We start from the raw sequence: 15,962 nt of genomic DNA, 5'->3' as shown, positions 1-15,962 counted from the left end.
AAATTTAGACAGTGATAAAGAAATAATACACCTATTTACGATAAATTTAAAATATTTTTACAAATAAAAATTATTTCATATAAATAGTTCTGTATGTAGAGTTGGCACACCAATTGCATAAATAAAAAGTGAGAGATTTAGGAGAAAGGAGGAGTGCTATATATGAGGCACTGTGACGTTTTAATAATAGGCGGTGGAATTATAGGATGTTCTATCGCTTATTACACTTCAAAATACGGAAGAGACGTAACGATCATTGAAAAAGGAGAATTTGTCAGTGGAACGTCTTCACGGTGTGACGGGAATATTTTAGCGATTGATAAAGACCCAGGGTTTGATAGCCAAATGTCGTTAGTAAGTCAAAAATTAGTAACAGAACTAAGTGAAGAGTTGGAGCACTCATTTGAATATAGGGCGCCAGGAAGCATTCTCGTTTGTGAATCAGACGAAGAAATGGAGGCAGCACAGCAATGGGTAAATCGTCAAAAAGAAGCTGGATTACCGTTTCGAATGCTTGATAGGCAAGATATAAAAGAAGAATCACCATTTTTTGCAGATGATTTATTGGGTGGTTTAGAATGTGCAACGGATTCAACTGTAAATCCATATCTTCTTGCTTTTTCACTTCTTGCAGAATCGAAGAAATTTGGTACAAAAGCTTTTAATCATACAGAAGTGAAAGAAATAAAAAGAGATATAGACGGTTCCTTTATTGTAGAAACGACAAATGGAACGTTTACTGCGAAACAAGTTGTGAACGCAGCCGGTGTGTGGGCTCCTAAAATCGGACAGATGTTAGATGTGAATATCCCAATTGAACCGAGAAAGGGACATATTATTGTAGCTTCAAGGCAACAACACGTAGGTTGCCGTAAAGTAATGGAATTTGGTTATTTAATTTCTAAATTTGGCGGAAAACGAAAAGTGGATGCTTTAACTGAAAAATACGGGGTGGCACTTGTATTTGAACCGACAGAAAGCCAAAATTTTTTAATTGGTAGTAGTAGAGAGTTTGTAGGCTTTCATACGAGGATTAACAATGAGGTTATTAAATGTATTGCGAATAGAGCAATTCGTTTTTATCCGAAAATGGCAGATATGATGGTGATTCGTTCATATGCTGGTTTACGCCCGTGGACAGAAGATCATTTGCCAATCATTTCAGGAGTGGAACATATTCCGAACTACTTTATAGCAGCTGGACATGAAGGTGATGGAATTAGTCTTGCAGCAGTTACCGGGAAAGTGATTGAAGAGTTATTAAATGAAAAAGAAACAATCATTCCTATTGAACCACTTCGTTTGAGTCGTTTTACAGAAAGGGTGTTAAACGGATGAGGTCACAAAGAGTTTTTACGACAATTGATACACATACAGGCGGGAATCCAACGAGGACATTAATTAGCGGACTTCCTAAGTTAATTGGAGAGACGATGGCAGAGAAGATGTTACATATGAAAAGGGAGTATGACTGGATTCGAAAATTGTTAATGAATGAACCGCGTGGCCATGATGTAATGTCAGGAGCACTATTAACAGATCCGTGTCATCCGGAAGCTGATATAGGCGTTATATACATAGAGACAGGTGGATATTTACCGATGTGTGGTCACGATACAATTGGTGTATGTACAGCTTTAGTTGAATCAGGTTTAATTCCTGTAATTGAACCGGTTACTTCTTTAAAGCTAGATACACCAGCTGGCTTAGTTGAAGTAGATATTACTGTTCAAAATGGTAAGGCGAAAGAAGTCTCCTTCTGTAACATACCAGCTTTTTTACTGAAAAATATTTCTGTACACGTCGATGGAATTGGAACTGTAGAGGCTGATATTGCGTATGGAGGGAATTTTTATGCCATTATCGATGCGAAGTCAGTAGGTCTAGAGTTAGTACCAGAAAACGCATCTACAATCATTGATAAGGCGATTCATATTAGAAATACAATTAATGAGAAGTTTGAAATCATTCATCCGCAGTATTCGTTTATAAGAGGATTAACACATGTTGAATTTTATACAGATCCTACTCATGAAAGTGCGCATGTGAAAAATACAGTTGTTGTTCCGCCGGGAGGAATTGATCGATCTCCATGTGGTACAGGAACATCAGCGAAGTTAGCTGTATTATACGCTCATAAAAAAATCGACATTGATGAAGAATTCGTTCATGAGAGTATTGTAGGTTCTCTATTTAAAGGGTGTGTCATGAATACAACATATGTCGAAAATATTGAAGCTGTAGTAACGAAAATTACGGGATCAGCTTGGCTTATGGGAATGCATAGATTTTTTTACAATGAAAAGGATCCGCTTAAAGAAGGCTTTTTGCTAATTCCGCCGATGGAGCATGAAACGGAGGATGTAAAATGAACATTCAAAAAATTTATACAGCAGTAGATGTGCACGTAGCTGGCGAAGCATTTCGTGTAATGAAAGACGTACCATGCAAATACTACTACAGTTTAGAACATTTAAATGAACAATTTTCAGGAGAATTAGCAGAAGAAATGAAGCTTTTATTAAATGAACCACGTGGTTTTATCGGTTTAAATGGATGTATTGTCGTTCCTTCTATTCATAAGGAAGTGGATGCAGCTGTATTGTTTTTTAATCATGAAGGATCAATCCCTCTTCATTATGGTGGTATTGTCGCCGTAATAACGATGTTACTAGAAAGTGGATATTTAAAAAAGAGGGAGTCTAATCAATACAAAATTGAAACGCTATCTGGTATTTTTTCAGTTCATGCGTATGTAGAGCATGATGAAGTTATATCTGTTTCGTTTGAAAGCAAACTATGTTACATGGTTGAGAAAGACTTAAAGATTGGTAATATAAGTTACTCTCTTATACAGGCAGATAAAGTATATGCAGTTGTAGAAAAGGATACGACATCACCAGAAATTCGTATTGAAAACATTTCTGAATTGAAAAAATGGGGAGAAGCTACACTTCAGGCCATACAAAAACACTCTCTAATTAAAAGGCTTATTTTAGTAGATTCATTGCAAAAAGAAGAGAACAATATAAAGACAATTACATTTCATGAAGATAACTTTATTGTGCGTTCACCGGGATTTGTTTCTACAATTGTGTCTTATATTCATGCTTTATTTAAAAATGATTTTATAACGGATAAACCTTTTAAAAATGAAAGTATATTTAATAGCTTTATAACAGTTGAAAAAGTGAAGAAGGAAGAAAAGGGATACATTTTCCGTTTTGAAAGTAGAGGGTTTATTACAGGGATGCAGACGTTTCTATTAGACCCTACGGATCCGTTTCCGACAGGTTTCTTATTAAAATAAAATATTAAAGGGAGAGATAAATATGCAAAAAATTAAAGGGGCATTTCCAGTATTAATAACACCGATGGATGAGTTTCAAGAGATCAATTGGAATGGGGTAAAACAAAATGTAAACTACTTTATTGATCAAAAGGTTGCGGGTATTATCATTAATGGTAGTACAGGAGAGTTTGTAAGTTTATCAAAAGAAGAAAAATTTAGAATGGTAGAAACAGTATTGAAAGAAGTTGATGGCCGTATTCCAGTAATTGTTGGAACTGCTGCGGAGACGACGAAAGAAACGATTGAGTATACGAAACATGCAGAAGCACATGGAGCAGATTGTGCACTAATTATAAACTCGTATTATTGTAAACCGAAAGAAGAAGAAATCTATTTTCATTTTAAAGAAATTTCAAACGCTGTGAACATACCAATTATGTTATACAATAATCCATTTACTTCTGGGATTGATATGAGTACAGAGCTTATGCTTCGAATTGGAAAAGAGTGTGAAAATGTTACACATATTAAAGAGTCTAGCGGAGATATTCGCAAAGCGAGAGATTTAGTAAGACAAGGCGAAGGTGCTTTTCAAGTCTTCTGTGGGTCTGAAGATTTAGTTATGGAATCTTATTTAGTTGGTGCCTCGGGATGGGTTTCGGTTGCAGGAAATATCGTTCCAGGTCTCGTTACGAAAATGTATGAGCATTTTCAAAATGGTGAATTAGAAAAAGCGTGGGAAATGAACGATGCTATTTTACCACTTTGCGAGTTTCTTGAAGGGTCAGGGAAATATGTACAAATCGTTAAACGTTCAATGGAACTACACGGACAAGCCGGGGGACCTTCTCGTTATCCGAGATTAGGATTAACTGAAGAGGAAGATCAAAAGCTTCAAATGATTTTATCAAAAATTGCAGCTCATGCAGCTGTTTAAACAAGGAGGAGAGCATATATGTTAACGACAAACATTGAGTTGAAACCAAAAGTGAAAGCGTTTTTAAATGAAGAAATTAAAATGTTTATTAATGGCGAATTTGTTCCTTCTATTAGTGGAAAGACATTCGAAACATACAATCCAGCGACAGAAGATGTGCTAGCCGTCGTATGTGAAGCACAAGAAGAAGATATTGATATCGCAGTAAAAGCGGCGAGATTTGCTTTTGAATCAGGCCCGTGGGCAGAGATGACTACTGCTGAAAGAGCACATCTTATTTATAAATTAGCAGATTTAATTGAAGAGCATAGAGAAGAATTAGCACAGCTAGAAGCTTTAGACAATGGAAAACCATATCAAGTAGCACTTGATGATGATATTTCAGCAACTGTAGAAAATTATCGTTATTACGCGGGATGGGCTACAAAAATTATCGGGCAAACAATTCCGATTTCAAAAGATTATTTAAATTACACACGCCATGAACCGGTTGGTGTTGTAGGTCAAATTATTCCATGGAATTTTCCGCTCGTTATGTCTTCTTGGAAAATGGGAGCCGCTCTTGCGACAGGTTGTACGATTGTATTAAAACCAGCAGAGCAAACACCTTTATCTTTACTATATACAGCGAAGCTTTTTAAAGAAGCTGGTTTTCCAAACGGTGTTGTAAACTTTGTACCAGGTTTCGGCCAAGAAGCAGGGGCTGCAATTGTAAACCATCATGATATTGATAAAGTAGCTTTCACAGGTTCAACAGTTACAGGGAAATATATTATGCGTCAATCTGCAGAAACAATTAAACATGTAACACTAGAACTTGGTGGTAAGTCACCAAACATCATTTTAGAAGATGCTGACTTAGAAGAAGCGATTAACGGTGCGTTCCAAGGAATTATGTATAATCATGGTCAAAATTGTAGCGCAGGATCTCGAGTTTTCGTTCATCGAAAGCACTATGAAACAGTCGTAAATGAACTTGTAAAAATGGCAAATGAAGTGAAGCTTGGGGCAGGTATGGAGGCGGAAACTGAAATGGGACCGCTCGTATCTAAAAAACAACAAGAGCGTGTGCTAAATTACATTGAACAAGGAAAAGCTGAAGGTGCTACTGTTGCAGCTGGCGGTGAACGTGCATTTGAAAAAGGTTATTTTGTACAGCCAACCGTATTCACAAATGTTACTGATGATATGACAATTGTTAAGGAAGAAATCTTTGGACCAGTTGTCGTTGTACTTCCATTTGATTCAACAGAAGAAGTAATTGAAAGAGCGAATCGCTCTTCATATGGGCTTGCTGCGGGTGTATGGACACAAAATATTAAAACAGGGCATCAAGTTGCCAATAAATTAAAGGCAGGAACAGTGTGGATTAATGATTATAACTTAGAAAATGCTGCTGCACCATTTGGTGGATATAAGCAATCTGGTGTTGGACGGGAATTAGGTTCATACGCCCTTGATAACTATACAGAAGTGAAAAGTGTTTGGGTAAATATTAAGTGATACTCTATTCAGTCGGGAGTCTTTTCATCCCTGCTGAATAGTAGTTGAACCAATCAGGCATTTACGGGTAGGTGATTTTCCACCTTGCTTCCTCTGTGTTCAACGCATGAGGTGGGAATCATACTACCCACAAATAGCGGGATAAAAGAATGATGAAATATAGTAAGAGATGCGGACAACTGGTAGGTAGGATAAAGGTTGTCCTTTTTCTTATATATAAAATTGCTTTTTCAAAAGAATTATAAGGGGGATTTGGATGGAGAAATTAGTAGAATGGTTAGTAGGGCAAGTGTGGAGTATTGGTTTAGTTGTTTTTGCATTAGGAGCAGGAGTGTATTTTACAATTACAACTCGTTTTTTACAAATTCGTTATTTTAAAGAGATGATTAAACTATTATTTGAAGGAAAGAGCTCAGAGACTGGGATATCATCCTTTCAAGCATTTTGTTTGGCGTTATCAGGTAGGGTTGGAATAGGGAATATCGCAGGGGTCGCGACAGCTATCGCTTTTGGCGGACCTGGAGCTGTATTTTGGATGTGGATGATGGCTCTATTAGGAGCGGCTAGTGCATTTGTTGAATCAACATTAGCACAAGTATATAAAAGTAAAGTAGGAAATGAATACCGCGGTGGTACACCATATTTCATTGAAAAAGGTTTGAAAATGAAATGGTTTGCGGTCATTGTAGCAGTGGTTGTAACACTTTCATATGGCGTTTTATTACCAGGGATTCAATCAAGTAGTATCGCGGTTGGATTTGAAAACTCTTCTGGCATTAGTAAATATATAACTGGTATATTTTTAGTTGTATTATTGGCAGCGATTATTTTTGGTGGAGTAAAGAGAATTGCAGGCGTTTCACAAATGTTAGTTCCATTTATGGCAATTGGGTATGTAATTGTTACATGTATCGTATTAATTGCGAATGTAACGGAAATTCCAAGTATGTTTGCTTTAATTTTCTCAAGTGCATTTGGTGTAAATGAAATGTTTGGAGGAATCGTTGGGGCAGCTATTGCATGGGGAGTAAAGCGTGCAGTATTTTCAAACGTTGCGGGTGTAGGAGAAGCAACATATAGTTCTGCAGCTGCTGAAGTATCGCATCCTGCAAAACAAGGGTTAGTTCAAGCTTTTTCTGTATATATCGATACAATTGTAGTATGTACAGCAACAGCTCTCATGATTTTAATAACAGGTATGTATAATGTTATACCTGAAGGGAAAAGCGCAATTGTACGGAATATAGGAAATGTGGAAGCAGGTCCAATTTATACACAACAAGCAGTTGAAACTGTTATGACTGGATTTGGTCCAATATTCATTTCAATCGCAATCTTCTTCTTCGCATTTACAACTTTACTCGCTTACTACTATATCGCTGAAACGACGCTTACTTATTTAGATGGTGGGCTCAAATATAGCTGGTTAAAACCAGTATTAAAAATTGGATTTTTAATTATGGTATACATCGGTAGTGTAGAATCAGCTTCGTTTTTATGGAACCTCGGAGATTTAGGAATTGGTAGTATGGCATGGTTAAACCTTATAGCAATCCTATTGTTAAGCAAAACTGCATTAAAAGTGTTAAAAGATTATGAAACGCAGAAAAAAGAAGGAAAAGATCCTGTTTTTGATCCTAAAAAAGTAGGAATTGAAGGTTTAACGATTTGGGAAGAGCGGAGTAAAGAGGTTGAAAGGGAAAATTCTAAAGAAAAAGTATCGGCGGATGATAGTGTTAAATTTTAAACATGCAAATTTCTAGTATTAAAAAACTGAAAATTCAATCTTTAATCAGGGTTATATATGGTCCTTGTTTGGTCGTAAACAAAAAGGCTGATCTTAGTAAAGTGATTTTAGAAGCTTGTTGTGTTTTAGCTGCAATTTCAGGAGAACTGAAAAGTGCTAAGCAATGATTTTAGTGCAAGAGTGTATGGTGGAATTGAAAAATCAAATTCATTAAACATGAGAAAGCTCTCCTTAAAATAAGCTTGTAAGGAGAGCTTTTTATTTTAGCCTAATTTTTTTGAAAGAGTTTCAGTTGTTTCATATAATCGATAGCTTTTGTTTTATTACTTTGTGCAGAAACATATTGTGCCTCATTTATATCTCTATAATAATTATTAAATATTTCTTCAGAAAGAATTCCGTCAGAGAGAGCTTTTTGAACTGCACAGTGTGGTTCGTTAGTATGCGAACAGTTAGAAAATTTACATCTCCTAGATATACTTACTATATCTTCATATCCAAAATCAAAGTTATCTTTATGTTCTATCAAGTCAAATCCCATTTTACTAATAATTTATCCCTCCACTTTTCAAAGAGTTTTTTAGAATCATAAATACAAATTCTATCGTTTTTAAGTTTCGTTTATTTTAATATTCTATATTTTTATAAATCGATTTCTCTACATCAGGGAGAAGTGTGTATATACTCTTACCGATTAAAGATTCTAATTCATTCTTAATTGTGTAGAATCCTTTCCAATGTAAAGAGGTATGAGAGGTTGTGCCATGACGTAAACCAACAGAAACCAATCTTCTTTCAAGCGTAGTAAAACCATCCGCATCAGCGAGAGCGTCGCAAAGAGTAATTACTTTATTGTATAAGTCATAGTCACTATTTTCATTCAATATTTCAATTAACCGGCTTTCCATATAATCGGGAACAAGACTCCACTCCGCTGCAATATCTATATGTTCATTTTTGCAAGGGAATGAGTGTGTCACACAAATAATGGCGTTTCCTGTATACCCTAAATCATTCATATACATATAACCATCATAGGAATGAATAACCGATTTGGTAAAACCTTTATATCTTCCTATATCATGCAAGAGAGCGGCATTGTATGCTATGTCACCATCTAGGTCATGCCCATTTTTAATAAGTTCGACAATGATGTTCTCAGTTGCATGGGCAACATGAATTGAATGTTCGAACCAAGGACCTGGGTTTTGTTGATTCGCCCACTCAAGTAATTCTTTTGCGTATGTTCTGTTTAAAATATATTTCATAAAGCCATCCTTTCTAAAAAAATCATATCTTAAATAATTTCAACTTAATATTCAGTTATTCCTTCTTTAATTTTCCTCTTATAATTAGTGGTAATATACAAGTGTATATTGAGTGAACAAAAGGGGGAAAAGGAATGCAAAGTGTAGTAATAGAAGAGATTAAACGACTTGATGAAGACATTGAAGTATTTTCTGAACTGTTGAAAACTGTAGTAGATGATGGAGCTTCAATAGGATTTCTACCGCCACTGGAACGAGAAGAAGCGACAAAGTATTGGCAAACTGTATTAGCACCAGAAGTGATATTGTATGTTGCTAAAATAAACAATGAAGTGGCAGGCAGTGTTCAACTACATCTAGTTACAAAGCCGAACGGGATCCATAGAGCCGAAATTTGTAAGTTAATGACTCATCCAAACTTTAGACGTAACGGTATTGGACGTTCACTTATGCAAAAAGCAGAGGAACGAGCAAAGCAAGAAAATAGGTCTCTTTTAGTGTTAGATACTAGAGAAGGAGATCCTTCCAATAGATTGTACAAGTCATTAGACTATCAAGAATCCGGCAAAATACCAGGGTATGCAATTTCTCCAAATGGTGAGTTAGATGCAACGGTTATTTATTATAAAATGATTTAGTTTTTTATTTAAAAAGGGAGATAATTTCAAACGACATATTTGTTATTATGTCTGTGTATTGATTTGTAAAAAAGATTGATAATTTAAAATAAAGTTTGATAAAACCCTGTACAATAGTGTTTTTCTTTTGACCCTTTAACTTCATCTGGAATGTTCAATTAAAGAGCCAGTTTGTAGAAGGTTTTAATAGGTTTTTTAGAGTTATTATTTAAATAGGGATTTTGAAGTCTTTTGGTGAATATTAAATGTTAATCTAAAAGATGGAGGTTGCTGTGATGTTGAAACTGTTTCAATATAATTGGCAAGTTCGTGATGATTGGTTTACATTGTGCGAAGACATACCGGATGAAGAACTATTAAAGAAACGGTTCGGTGGGTTCGGCAGTATCCTGCATACCTTATTTCACATTGTAGATGTGGAATATATGTGGATCTTAGGTTTGCGAGGTGAACCAGTGCTCGAGGAGCCGTTGTTTGAAGAGTATGCCAGCTTGCAAAAAGTGAAAAATCTTTCAGCTCAATACCATGAGAAAGTGAAGCAATTTGTGACATCTTGGACAAATGAAATGGATTCTCGGAAACTTTCAGAAACTGATTTCAATGAAGAACCGATTAGCTCTAGAGACGCACCAATTAGGCGCCGAGTCATTGAATGTACACACGGAGAGATAATACGTCATGTCATTGTCCACGAAATCCACCATATCGGCCAGTTATCTATATGGGCACGTGAAATAGGAAAGGAGCCTGTGTCCGCAAATCTGAGAGGAAGAGGGCTATTCGATAATTAGACTGCCTTTGCCAATTTCGCAGTTAATAACGTAGTGCAAGTTCCATCTTTATTTTAACGAAAAGATAACCTTTGACCATCTAAAATATTTTAGATGGTCTTTTTTTGTGAAAACGATGAAAAATATAGAAGAAACTGCAATTATTTATAAAAAAATACGCTTTAAATATTGTCATATTTGCTTCTTTAAGATATCCTTTTCATGAAGAGGTGGAAAACATGGAAAAAGTACTAGTTTTCGGGCATAAAAACCCAGATACAGATGCAATTTGTTCTGCGATTGCTTATGCAGAATTGAAAAAAGAATTAGGAATGAATGCTGAGCCTGTACGTTTAGGCGAAATCAGCGGTGAAACTCAATTTGCGTTAGACTCTTTTAAAGTAGAAGGACCGCGTTTTGTTGAGACAGTAGCAAACGAAGTGGACAACGTTATTTTAGTTGACCATAACGAACGCCAACAAAGTGCTAACGATATCGAATCTGTTCGTGTGTTAGAAGTTATTGACCATCACCGTATTGCTAACTTTGAGACAAGCGATCCTATATACTACCGTTGTGAGCCAGTTGGTTGTACAGCTACAATCTTAAACAAAATGTACAAAGAAAATGGTGTTGCAATTCGTAAAGAAGTTGCAGGTTTAATGTTATCTGCAATTATTTCAGATTCTTTACTATTCAAATCTCCAACTTGCACAGAACAAGACGTGGCAGCAGCTCGTGAATTAGCGGAAATCGCTGGTGTAGATGCAGATAGCTACGGCTTAGAAATGTTAAAAGCTGGTGCTGACTTAAGCGGAAAAACAATGGAGCAATTAATCTCCCTTGACGCTAAAGAATTCCAAATGGGTAACGCGAAAGTTGAAATCGCACAAGTAAACGCTGTTGATACAAACGACGTTCTTGTACACCAAGCGGAACTTGAAAAAGTTATTTCTGCAGTAGTAGAAGAAAAAGGTTTAGACCTATTCTTATTCGTTGTAACTGACATCTTAACTAACGATTCTGTTGGCCTTGCGATCGGTAAAGAAGCAAACGTTGTTGAGAAGGCATACAACGTAACATTACAAAATAACACAGCTACTTTAAAAGGTGTTGTATCTCGTAAAAAACAAATCGTTCCTGTATTAACAGAAACATTCCAAGCTTAATATTATTGAGTATGGATAAACAGAAAGGACAAGTAGCCGGAGTGGCTGCTTGTCCTTTTTTATTATAAAATTACAAGGATAGCAATAGCTATCCTACTTATCGTTTATTCATAAGATCGTTTCTTATTTATATAAAATGTAATAATAGCAGCAATAATGAAAATAGGTATTGCGTACGCTTGCCCAACAAAGAATTTCCAACCTACAGTATTATAGCCGTCAGATGCTGGAATGATAATCGCGATGATACAAACAATAATATAAGCTAATAATGCTGGGAGTATATTTTTCATAGTTGTTCACCTCCTTTTTATAATACATTTATATATTGTACTATTGAATAGCGATTGGGAGATTAAGTGTACTTGATTTTACGAAATCTTTACAAATTCACTAAAGGATGAGGTGTATGCATGCTGTATGAAAGTGACTTTAGTACGGTGTGTTTATGTAATAATACATATGCTTAATAGACTGTTCTAAAATAAATTAAACTAAATATAGAAGATAATGTAATTTTATCTTTCAAGATTAGTATATAGTATTCTGTAAAAAAATGTACTGAAAAATTGATATTTCATAAGAAATATAGAAGCGGGGTAAGAAATAACGATGAAAAGGTTATGCATAATTCCATGCGGAAAGAAGAAGATTTGGGATAAGTACCCATATTCTGGAGAGGCAGAGGCAAAAGATGTATATATTAGTCCATTCGGAAAAGCATGTCAGGCGTATGCAACTGAGTTTTTCGAGAACTGGGTTATATTATCAGCAAAGCATGGATTTTTAAGACCAAATGATATTGTACAGGAAAACTATGATCTTGCATTTGATTCAAAGAGTGATGAGGTTATTAGTATTGAACAATTAAAACAACAGATGATTGATAAAGGCTTATTTCAGTTTGATGAAATAGTTTTACTTGCAGGGAAGAAACATAAAAAAGTAGTGACGGAGCTATATCCAGAAGAAATCATTACATATCCGTTAGAGGGATGTAGAGGGATTGGATATATGTTGCAGAGATTGAAGGGTGCTGTGGAAGCGCAGCAGGATATAACGGAGAGTTAAAAAGTAAAGTAGGATTCCTAACGCTCTAACGGGACAAACTGTTGGGGATGGTGGAGAAAAAGGCGGTTCTAATGGTGGTATGAATTTATCTAACTGCTTCCTCTGCTTTCTCTATTGAGTTTGTATTCGATAACCATAACAAACAGCCTTTATCTTGCTAACTCTCATAAGAAATTACACTCTTGCTCTGTCTGTATTTAACTTAGAATACAAGATTCTTTCATTTTTATTCCCGGTTATATTTGGAAAACTGTATGTTTTTTATCTCAAATCAATTATATCTATAAATTTAAGGAAGATTCTGTTATAAGATGCATCAGTGCAAGTTATTAAATTCTTTATCGGATTTATGTCAGTTACAGTCATATATCTATTAAGTAAATGACCATCTCTATAATAAGTAATCAACATCTTCTCTTCAGAAAGAAATGAACATAATAACTTGTTTTCAATAATTTCTTGTTCGTCTTGGGTTAATGTAGGGCGCTCCACTTTTGTTTGTTTTTTAACAATCTTACCAATACCGTTGAATTTCTTCGGTACCGAAGCGAATGGAGTCCGCTTAACCATACCTATTCTTTTTGGCATACTTGTATAGTTCATGTTGTATATCTCCCTAATGGTTATTAATAACTGTATCATTATATCAATTTTTGGAGATGTTAGGATTAATTATGTAATTATAAAATAAACATTTAGAGGTTTTCGGCTCCTTATAAAATCAAACTAATTCAACTAAACATGATTTATATATATAATAGGAGAAATTACTGTGAAGTCCCTTTTCCAAATTAAAATTATGAGATAAAAAGAAAAAATGTAAACACAGAAATTTTAGATTAGTATAGTAATCTTTATATAAAATAAAATGGAAATAATTATGTCAAATAGCAAGTTATTATTTGAATAGCGGTCACATTTTGGTCGCAAATCCTATAAATTTATCCGCTTAGTTAAACCGAACCCATCTATAAACCGTGTAATATAGCCATTTCTCATTACATATCTAGAGGGATTGGGTATATGTTGCAGAGATTGAAGGGGGCTGTGGAAGGGCAGCAGGAAATATAGACATGAATTAGTACTTGATTCAAATTACATCACATTTATACATTTGAAATAGACTATTAAACAAGCCTTTTTATGCTTTTAAACATAGAATATGATGAATTCTAATATGTATTAGGGGGAGTCATATTCATGGGAAATAATTGTCGTTGTAGACATTTCCGAGATTGTAATAGATTTTGGGATGATTTAATGTTTGGAAGATGTAGACGCAGAGATTGTGATGATTGTCGTTGCAATCGTAAACGTCATTGTGATTGTGACGATTGCCGTTGCAATCGTAAACGTGATGATGATGACGATAAATGTCGTAAGTGGTAATTTTTTTGAAAGAGTACTTAGAAGTAAGTACTCTTTTTTTGTATGAACCTTTTAGATTCCATTTTGAACGGATTTTTTTACAATTTCCCATGTATCTTGCTTTTTAATCTTTATAGTTACATTAGTTCCGTTAGATTCCTTATAAAAGATATAACCATTGTTTGAGTTCACATATGTTATGGGTTCACCTATGCAATCTCGTGAACAAGATTTATTGATGAGCTCAATTAATGATAGTTCGCTCGGATCGGTTTTACTTGCATCTATTACGATATCAAGGCTCGTTTTACGATAACCTTGTAAGTTTACATGAAAAGTGTTTTCAATTTCTCCTGTAATGCTAGTATTCATTACTTCAACTGAATTTTTCTTTTCTTGAAGAAATCCGTTTTCATAAAGTAATTTTGTATATCCAAGCCATGCGATTAAAACTAGCATGAAAAACATACCAGACATTTTTAGTGTTCGAAGCCGTTTACTAACAATTGTTTCTGAGTATTTCATTCGGTCTAATCCTCCAATGTTTTTAATTTAAATTATGCCTGGGTACATACATTTAGAAGAGGATGAAAGGTAACGAGTTCTTGATTCAAAAAAGAAAACATCAAAAATTAGATGCTTTCTTTTTGAATGATTATTGTTATCTGTTAGTTACTTGTTTCATAAGCGGTCTTATTTCTTTAACAGGTGGTTTTTTATCATAGGCATCAACGTAAGAAAAATAATAATTTAAGTTTCTAAGAAGTCCTTTTCCTATTTTAGCACTTAAGAAGGGGAATACTTGTCCAGTATAATCATCGAGAGATTTACAGTAGTATTTTTCGTCTAAATATATACTGTATTTACATGTTAGTTCTACTAATGAGTTTCCTTCATCATCAAATACTTCTTTAGAATCAATAATGTCTATTAATGCGAATTTTTCATTCAGATACACTTTCTTCTTTTTCTCGTGTTTATTTGTGAGTATAAATACGAGACCAATGGCGTTAATCAAACTATTTCCTCCTATAAAAAACGGATATTAATAAAATATATCGATATACGTTAAATGTAAAGAGGAGAGGTGAAATATCATTGATAGAACGCTTAATAAGCCGATTTGATTTTCAAATCGGCTTATTTTTACCCTGCATTAACGAGCAGTAAGGCTCTCACTTCGAAATTCAGCTTAAGTAGAGAATTTAGGTGGGAGGTCAGCTGTTCGTAAAAGCCCGATTGGTGTGGGCTAATAATCAGTGGGGATGGACAAAATACCCACTGATTAAAATTTCACTTTATTGAAATACTTGCGGAAATTGTTTTACGATTGCATCTGTTATAGTATCAGCCATTTCTAATGCTTCTTTTTCAATTTTATCGTACAGTTTTATGCTTGCCTCATAATCTTTATTTAGGAAGGCAAGTGCTTCCGCTTTCGTAAGCGCTAAATGTTCATAAAACATTTTTCTAAATTCTTCTTTTTCTATATATGGGTTGATACTGTTTAGAAACTCAACAATTTCGTCGGCATTAGAATACCATTTTTTTTCTATAGATGAAGCGGCATTTTGATCGCCAGCTTTTGCGGCTTTAACAAGATCAGCAGCGATTGTTAAGTGGTCTTTAATTAATGCACTATATTTTTTTACTGCATCTTCACCATAGAATGGTTCAAGTGAAAGTCCCATGTGAATTGCGTTTTGTAGAAGACGTCCAACAGTAGCGTTTACGTCTGGTAAATTAAAGATGATACTTATAATAGCTAATCGTGTCCAAGCGACGTGTTGTTCCCATAAAGAACGCATATATCCTTTTAAAAAGTTTTCGTTTTTACTAACTCGGTAATTTCGTACAAATGAATCGAAGTTTCCATTAGTGATATGATAAGGGGAGTAATACGATTGCCAATAAGTATACATAAATAGTTACACTCCTTTGAACATGTATATCTCACAATATGATAAACGTTATTTTTAAGTTACGTGTCCAAGAGTTTTTTTGAGAGTTGGAAAAGGAGAAAGTTGAAGGGGAATGAAAAACACACTTATGATATATATGAATCAAAAGAATTTTAAAATAATAGAGGTCCTGCAAGGGAAATTGCAGGACCTCAAAAGGGTATTGCCGAGATGTCGGACTCGACTACGTAATATTAGCATAAAATTCTTTCGAAATAACCTGGTAAATGTGTCCAAA

The 15,962-nt window shown here is 34.8% G+C and carries 18 protein-coding genes; 11 read left to right on the top strand and 7 right to left on the bottom strand.

All coding sequences use genetic code 11. The features are described 5' to 3' along the window. The first annotated feature begins 162 nt into the window (after nt 1-162). From EXW56_RS13395 to EXW56_RS13370, 6 genes are all read left to right on the top strand, one after another. Nucleotides 163-1,338 (top strand): NAD(P)/FAD-dependent oxidoreductase, encoded by a 1,176-nt coding sequence (locus tag EXW56_RS13395; RefSeq protein ID WP_002200225.1) that lies wholly within the window; start codon nt 163-165, stop codon nt 1,336-1,338. Then, the gene (locus tag EXW56_RS13390; RefSeq protein ID WP_002200226.1) at nt 1,335-2,372 is read left to right on the top strand and encodes a proline racemase family protein; all 1,038 of its coding nucleotides are present in this window, start codon (nt 1,335-1,337) and stop codon (nt 2,370-2,372) included. The genes EXW56_RS13395 and EXW56_RS13390 overlap by 4 nt, the downstream gene beginning before the upstream one ends. Next, a complete protein-coding gene (locus EXW56_RS13385) occupies nt 2,369-3,310 on the top strand; it encodes a proline racemase family protein (RefSeq protein ID WP_002200227.1) in 942 nt (313 codons plus the stop codon). The genes EXW56_RS13390 and EXW56_RS13385 overlap by 4 nt, the downstream gene beginning before the upstream one ends. A 22-nt stretch (nt 3,311-3,332) precedes the next feature. After that, nucleotides 3,333-4,229 carry a 4-hydroxy-tetrahydrodipicolinate synthase gene (dapA, locus tag EXW56_RS13380; protein ID WP_215556963.1) on the top strand — a complete coding sequence of 299 codons (897 nt, stop codon included), beginning with the start codon at nt 3,333-3,335 and terminating at the stop codon, nt 4,227-4,229. An 18-nt stretch (nt 4,230-4,247) separates the two neighbouring features. Then, nucleotides 4,248-5,732 carry an aldehyde dehydrogenase family protein gene (locus EXW56_RS13375; RefSeq protein WP_002110322.1) on the top strand — a complete coding sequence of 495 codons (1,485 nt, stop codon included), beginning with the start codon at nt 4,248-4,250 and terminating at the stop codon, nt 5,730-5,732. Nucleotides 5,733-5,988: 256 nt separating this feature from the next. Then, entirely contained in the window at nt 5,989-7,479 is a 1,491-nt protein-coding gene (locus EXW56_RS13370; RefSeq protein WP_215556962.1) for an alanine/glycine:cation symporter family protein, read from the top strand. A 268-nt stretch (nt 7,480-7,747) separates the two neighbouring features. Here the strand turns inward: EXW56_RS13370 and EXW56_RS13365 are convergent, their stop codons facing one another. Continuing rightward, nucleotides 7,748-8,020 (bottom strand): hypothetical protein, encoded by a 273-nt coding sequence (locus tag EXW56_RS13365; protein WP_002200231.1) that lies wholly within the window; start codon nt 8,018-8,020, stop codon nt 7,748-7,750. A gap of 85 nt (nt 8,021-8,105) precedes the next feature. Then, on the bottom strand, nt 8,106-8,747 hold the full coding sequence (locus tag EXW56_RS13360; RefSeq protein ID WP_215556961.1) for an HD domain-containing protein: 642 nt from the start codon (nt 8,745-8,747) through the stop codon (nt 8,106-8,108). A 134-nt stretch (nt 8,748-8,881) separates the two neighbouring features. Here EXW56_RS13360 and EXW56_RS13355 point away from each other — a divergent pair, with 134 nt between their 5' ends. The 3 genes from EXW56_RS13355 to ppaC all read left to right on the top strand — a co-directional run bounded on the left by EXW56_RS13355 (nt 8,882) and on the right by ppaC (nt 11,324). Continuing rightward, nucleotides 8,882-9,385 (top strand): GNAT family N-acetyltransferase, encoded by a 504-nt coding sequence (locus EXW56_RS13355; protein ID WP_002200233.1) that lies wholly within the window; start codon nt 8,882-8,884, stop codon nt 9,383-9,385. A 275-nt stretch (nt 9,386-9,660) separates the two neighbouring features. After that, on the top strand, nt 9,661-10,176 hold the full coding sequence (locus tag EXW56_RS13350) for a DinB family protein (protein WP_002200234.1): 516 nt from the start codon (nt 9,661-9,663) through the stop codon (nt 10,174-10,176). 218 nt (nt 10,177-10,394) lie between these two features. Continuing rightward, entirely contained in the window at nt 10,395-11,324 is a 930-nt protein-coding gene (ppaC, locus tag EXW56_RS13345) for a manganese-dependent inorganic pyrophosphatase (RefSeq protein ID WP_002200235.1), read from the top strand. 104 nt (nt 11,325-11,428) lie between these two features. Here the strand turns inward: ppaC and EXW56_RS13340 are convergent, their stop codons facing one another. After that, on the bottom strand, nt 11,429-11,617 hold the full coding sequence (locus tag EXW56_RS13340) for a DUF4017 family protein (protein WP_000789863.1): 189 nt from the start codon (nt 11,615-11,617) through the stop codon (nt 11,429-11,431). 319 nt (nt 11,618-11,936) lie between these two features. On the opposite strand from EXW56_RS13340, the gene EXW56_RS13335 reads away from it, so the two are divergent. Further along, nucleotides 11,937-12,395 (top strand): DUF6884 domain-containing protein, encoded by a 459-nt coding sequence (locus tag EXW56_RS13335; protein WP_215556959.1) that lies wholly within the window; start codon nt 11,937-11,939, stop codon nt 12,393-12,395. 261 nt (nt 12,396-12,656) lie between these two features. Here EXW56_RS13335 and EXW56_RS13330 read toward each other — a convergent pair whose 3' ends face one another. Continuing rightward, nucleotides 12,657-12,998 carry a YolD-like family protein gene (locus EXW56_RS13330; protein WP_002110308.1) on the bottom strand — a complete coding sequence of 114 codons (342 nt, stop codon included), beginning with the start codon at nt 12,996-12,998 and terminating at the stop codon, nt 12,657-12,659. Between the two features lie 597 nt (nt 12,999-13,595). Between EXW56_RS13330 and EXW56_RS13325 the strand changes: the two genes are divergently transcribed. Next, nucleotides 13,596-13,784 carry a hypothetical protein gene (locus EXW56_RS13325; RefSeq protein ID WP_252188319.1) on the top strand — a complete coding sequence of 63 codons (189 nt, stop codon included), beginning with the start codon at nt 13,596-13,598 and terminating at the stop codon, nt 13,782-13,784. Nucleotides 13,785-13,835: 51 nt separating this feature from the next. Here EXW56_RS13325 and EXW56_RS13320 read toward each other — a convergent pair whose 3' ends face one another. The 3 genes from EXW56_RS13320 to EXW56_RS13310 form a co-directional block, all read right to left on the bottom strand. Next, nucleotides 13,836-14,288, bottom strand: a complete 453-nt coding sequence (locus EXW56_RS13320) for a hypothetical protein (protein ID WP_002200237.1) — start codon at nt 14,286-14,288, stop codon at nt 13,836-13,838. Nucleotides 14,289-14,424: 136 nt separating this feature from the next. After that, entirely contained in the window at nt 14,425-14,781 is a 357-nt protein-coding gene (locus EXW56_RS13315) for a hypothetical protein (RefSeq protein ID WP_000606233.1), read from the bottom strand. 280 nt (nt 14,782-15,061) lie between these two features. Beyond that, on the bottom strand, nt 15,062-15,685 hold the full coding sequence (locus tag EXW56_RS13310; protein WP_215556956.1) for an acetylglutamate kinase: 624 nt from the start codon (nt 15,683-15,685) through the stop codon (nt 15,062-15,064). Nucleotides 15,686-15,962 lie beyond the last annotated feature (277 nt).

It is taken from the genome of Bacillus mycoides (assembly GCF_018742245.1).
Classification (GTDB): Bacteria; Bacillota; Bacilli; order Bacillales; family Bacillaceae_G; genus Bacillus_A; species Bacillus_A cereus_U.
Note: the sequence above shows the minus strand (reverse complement) of the source record. Positions and strands in the feature narration are given on the sequence as shown.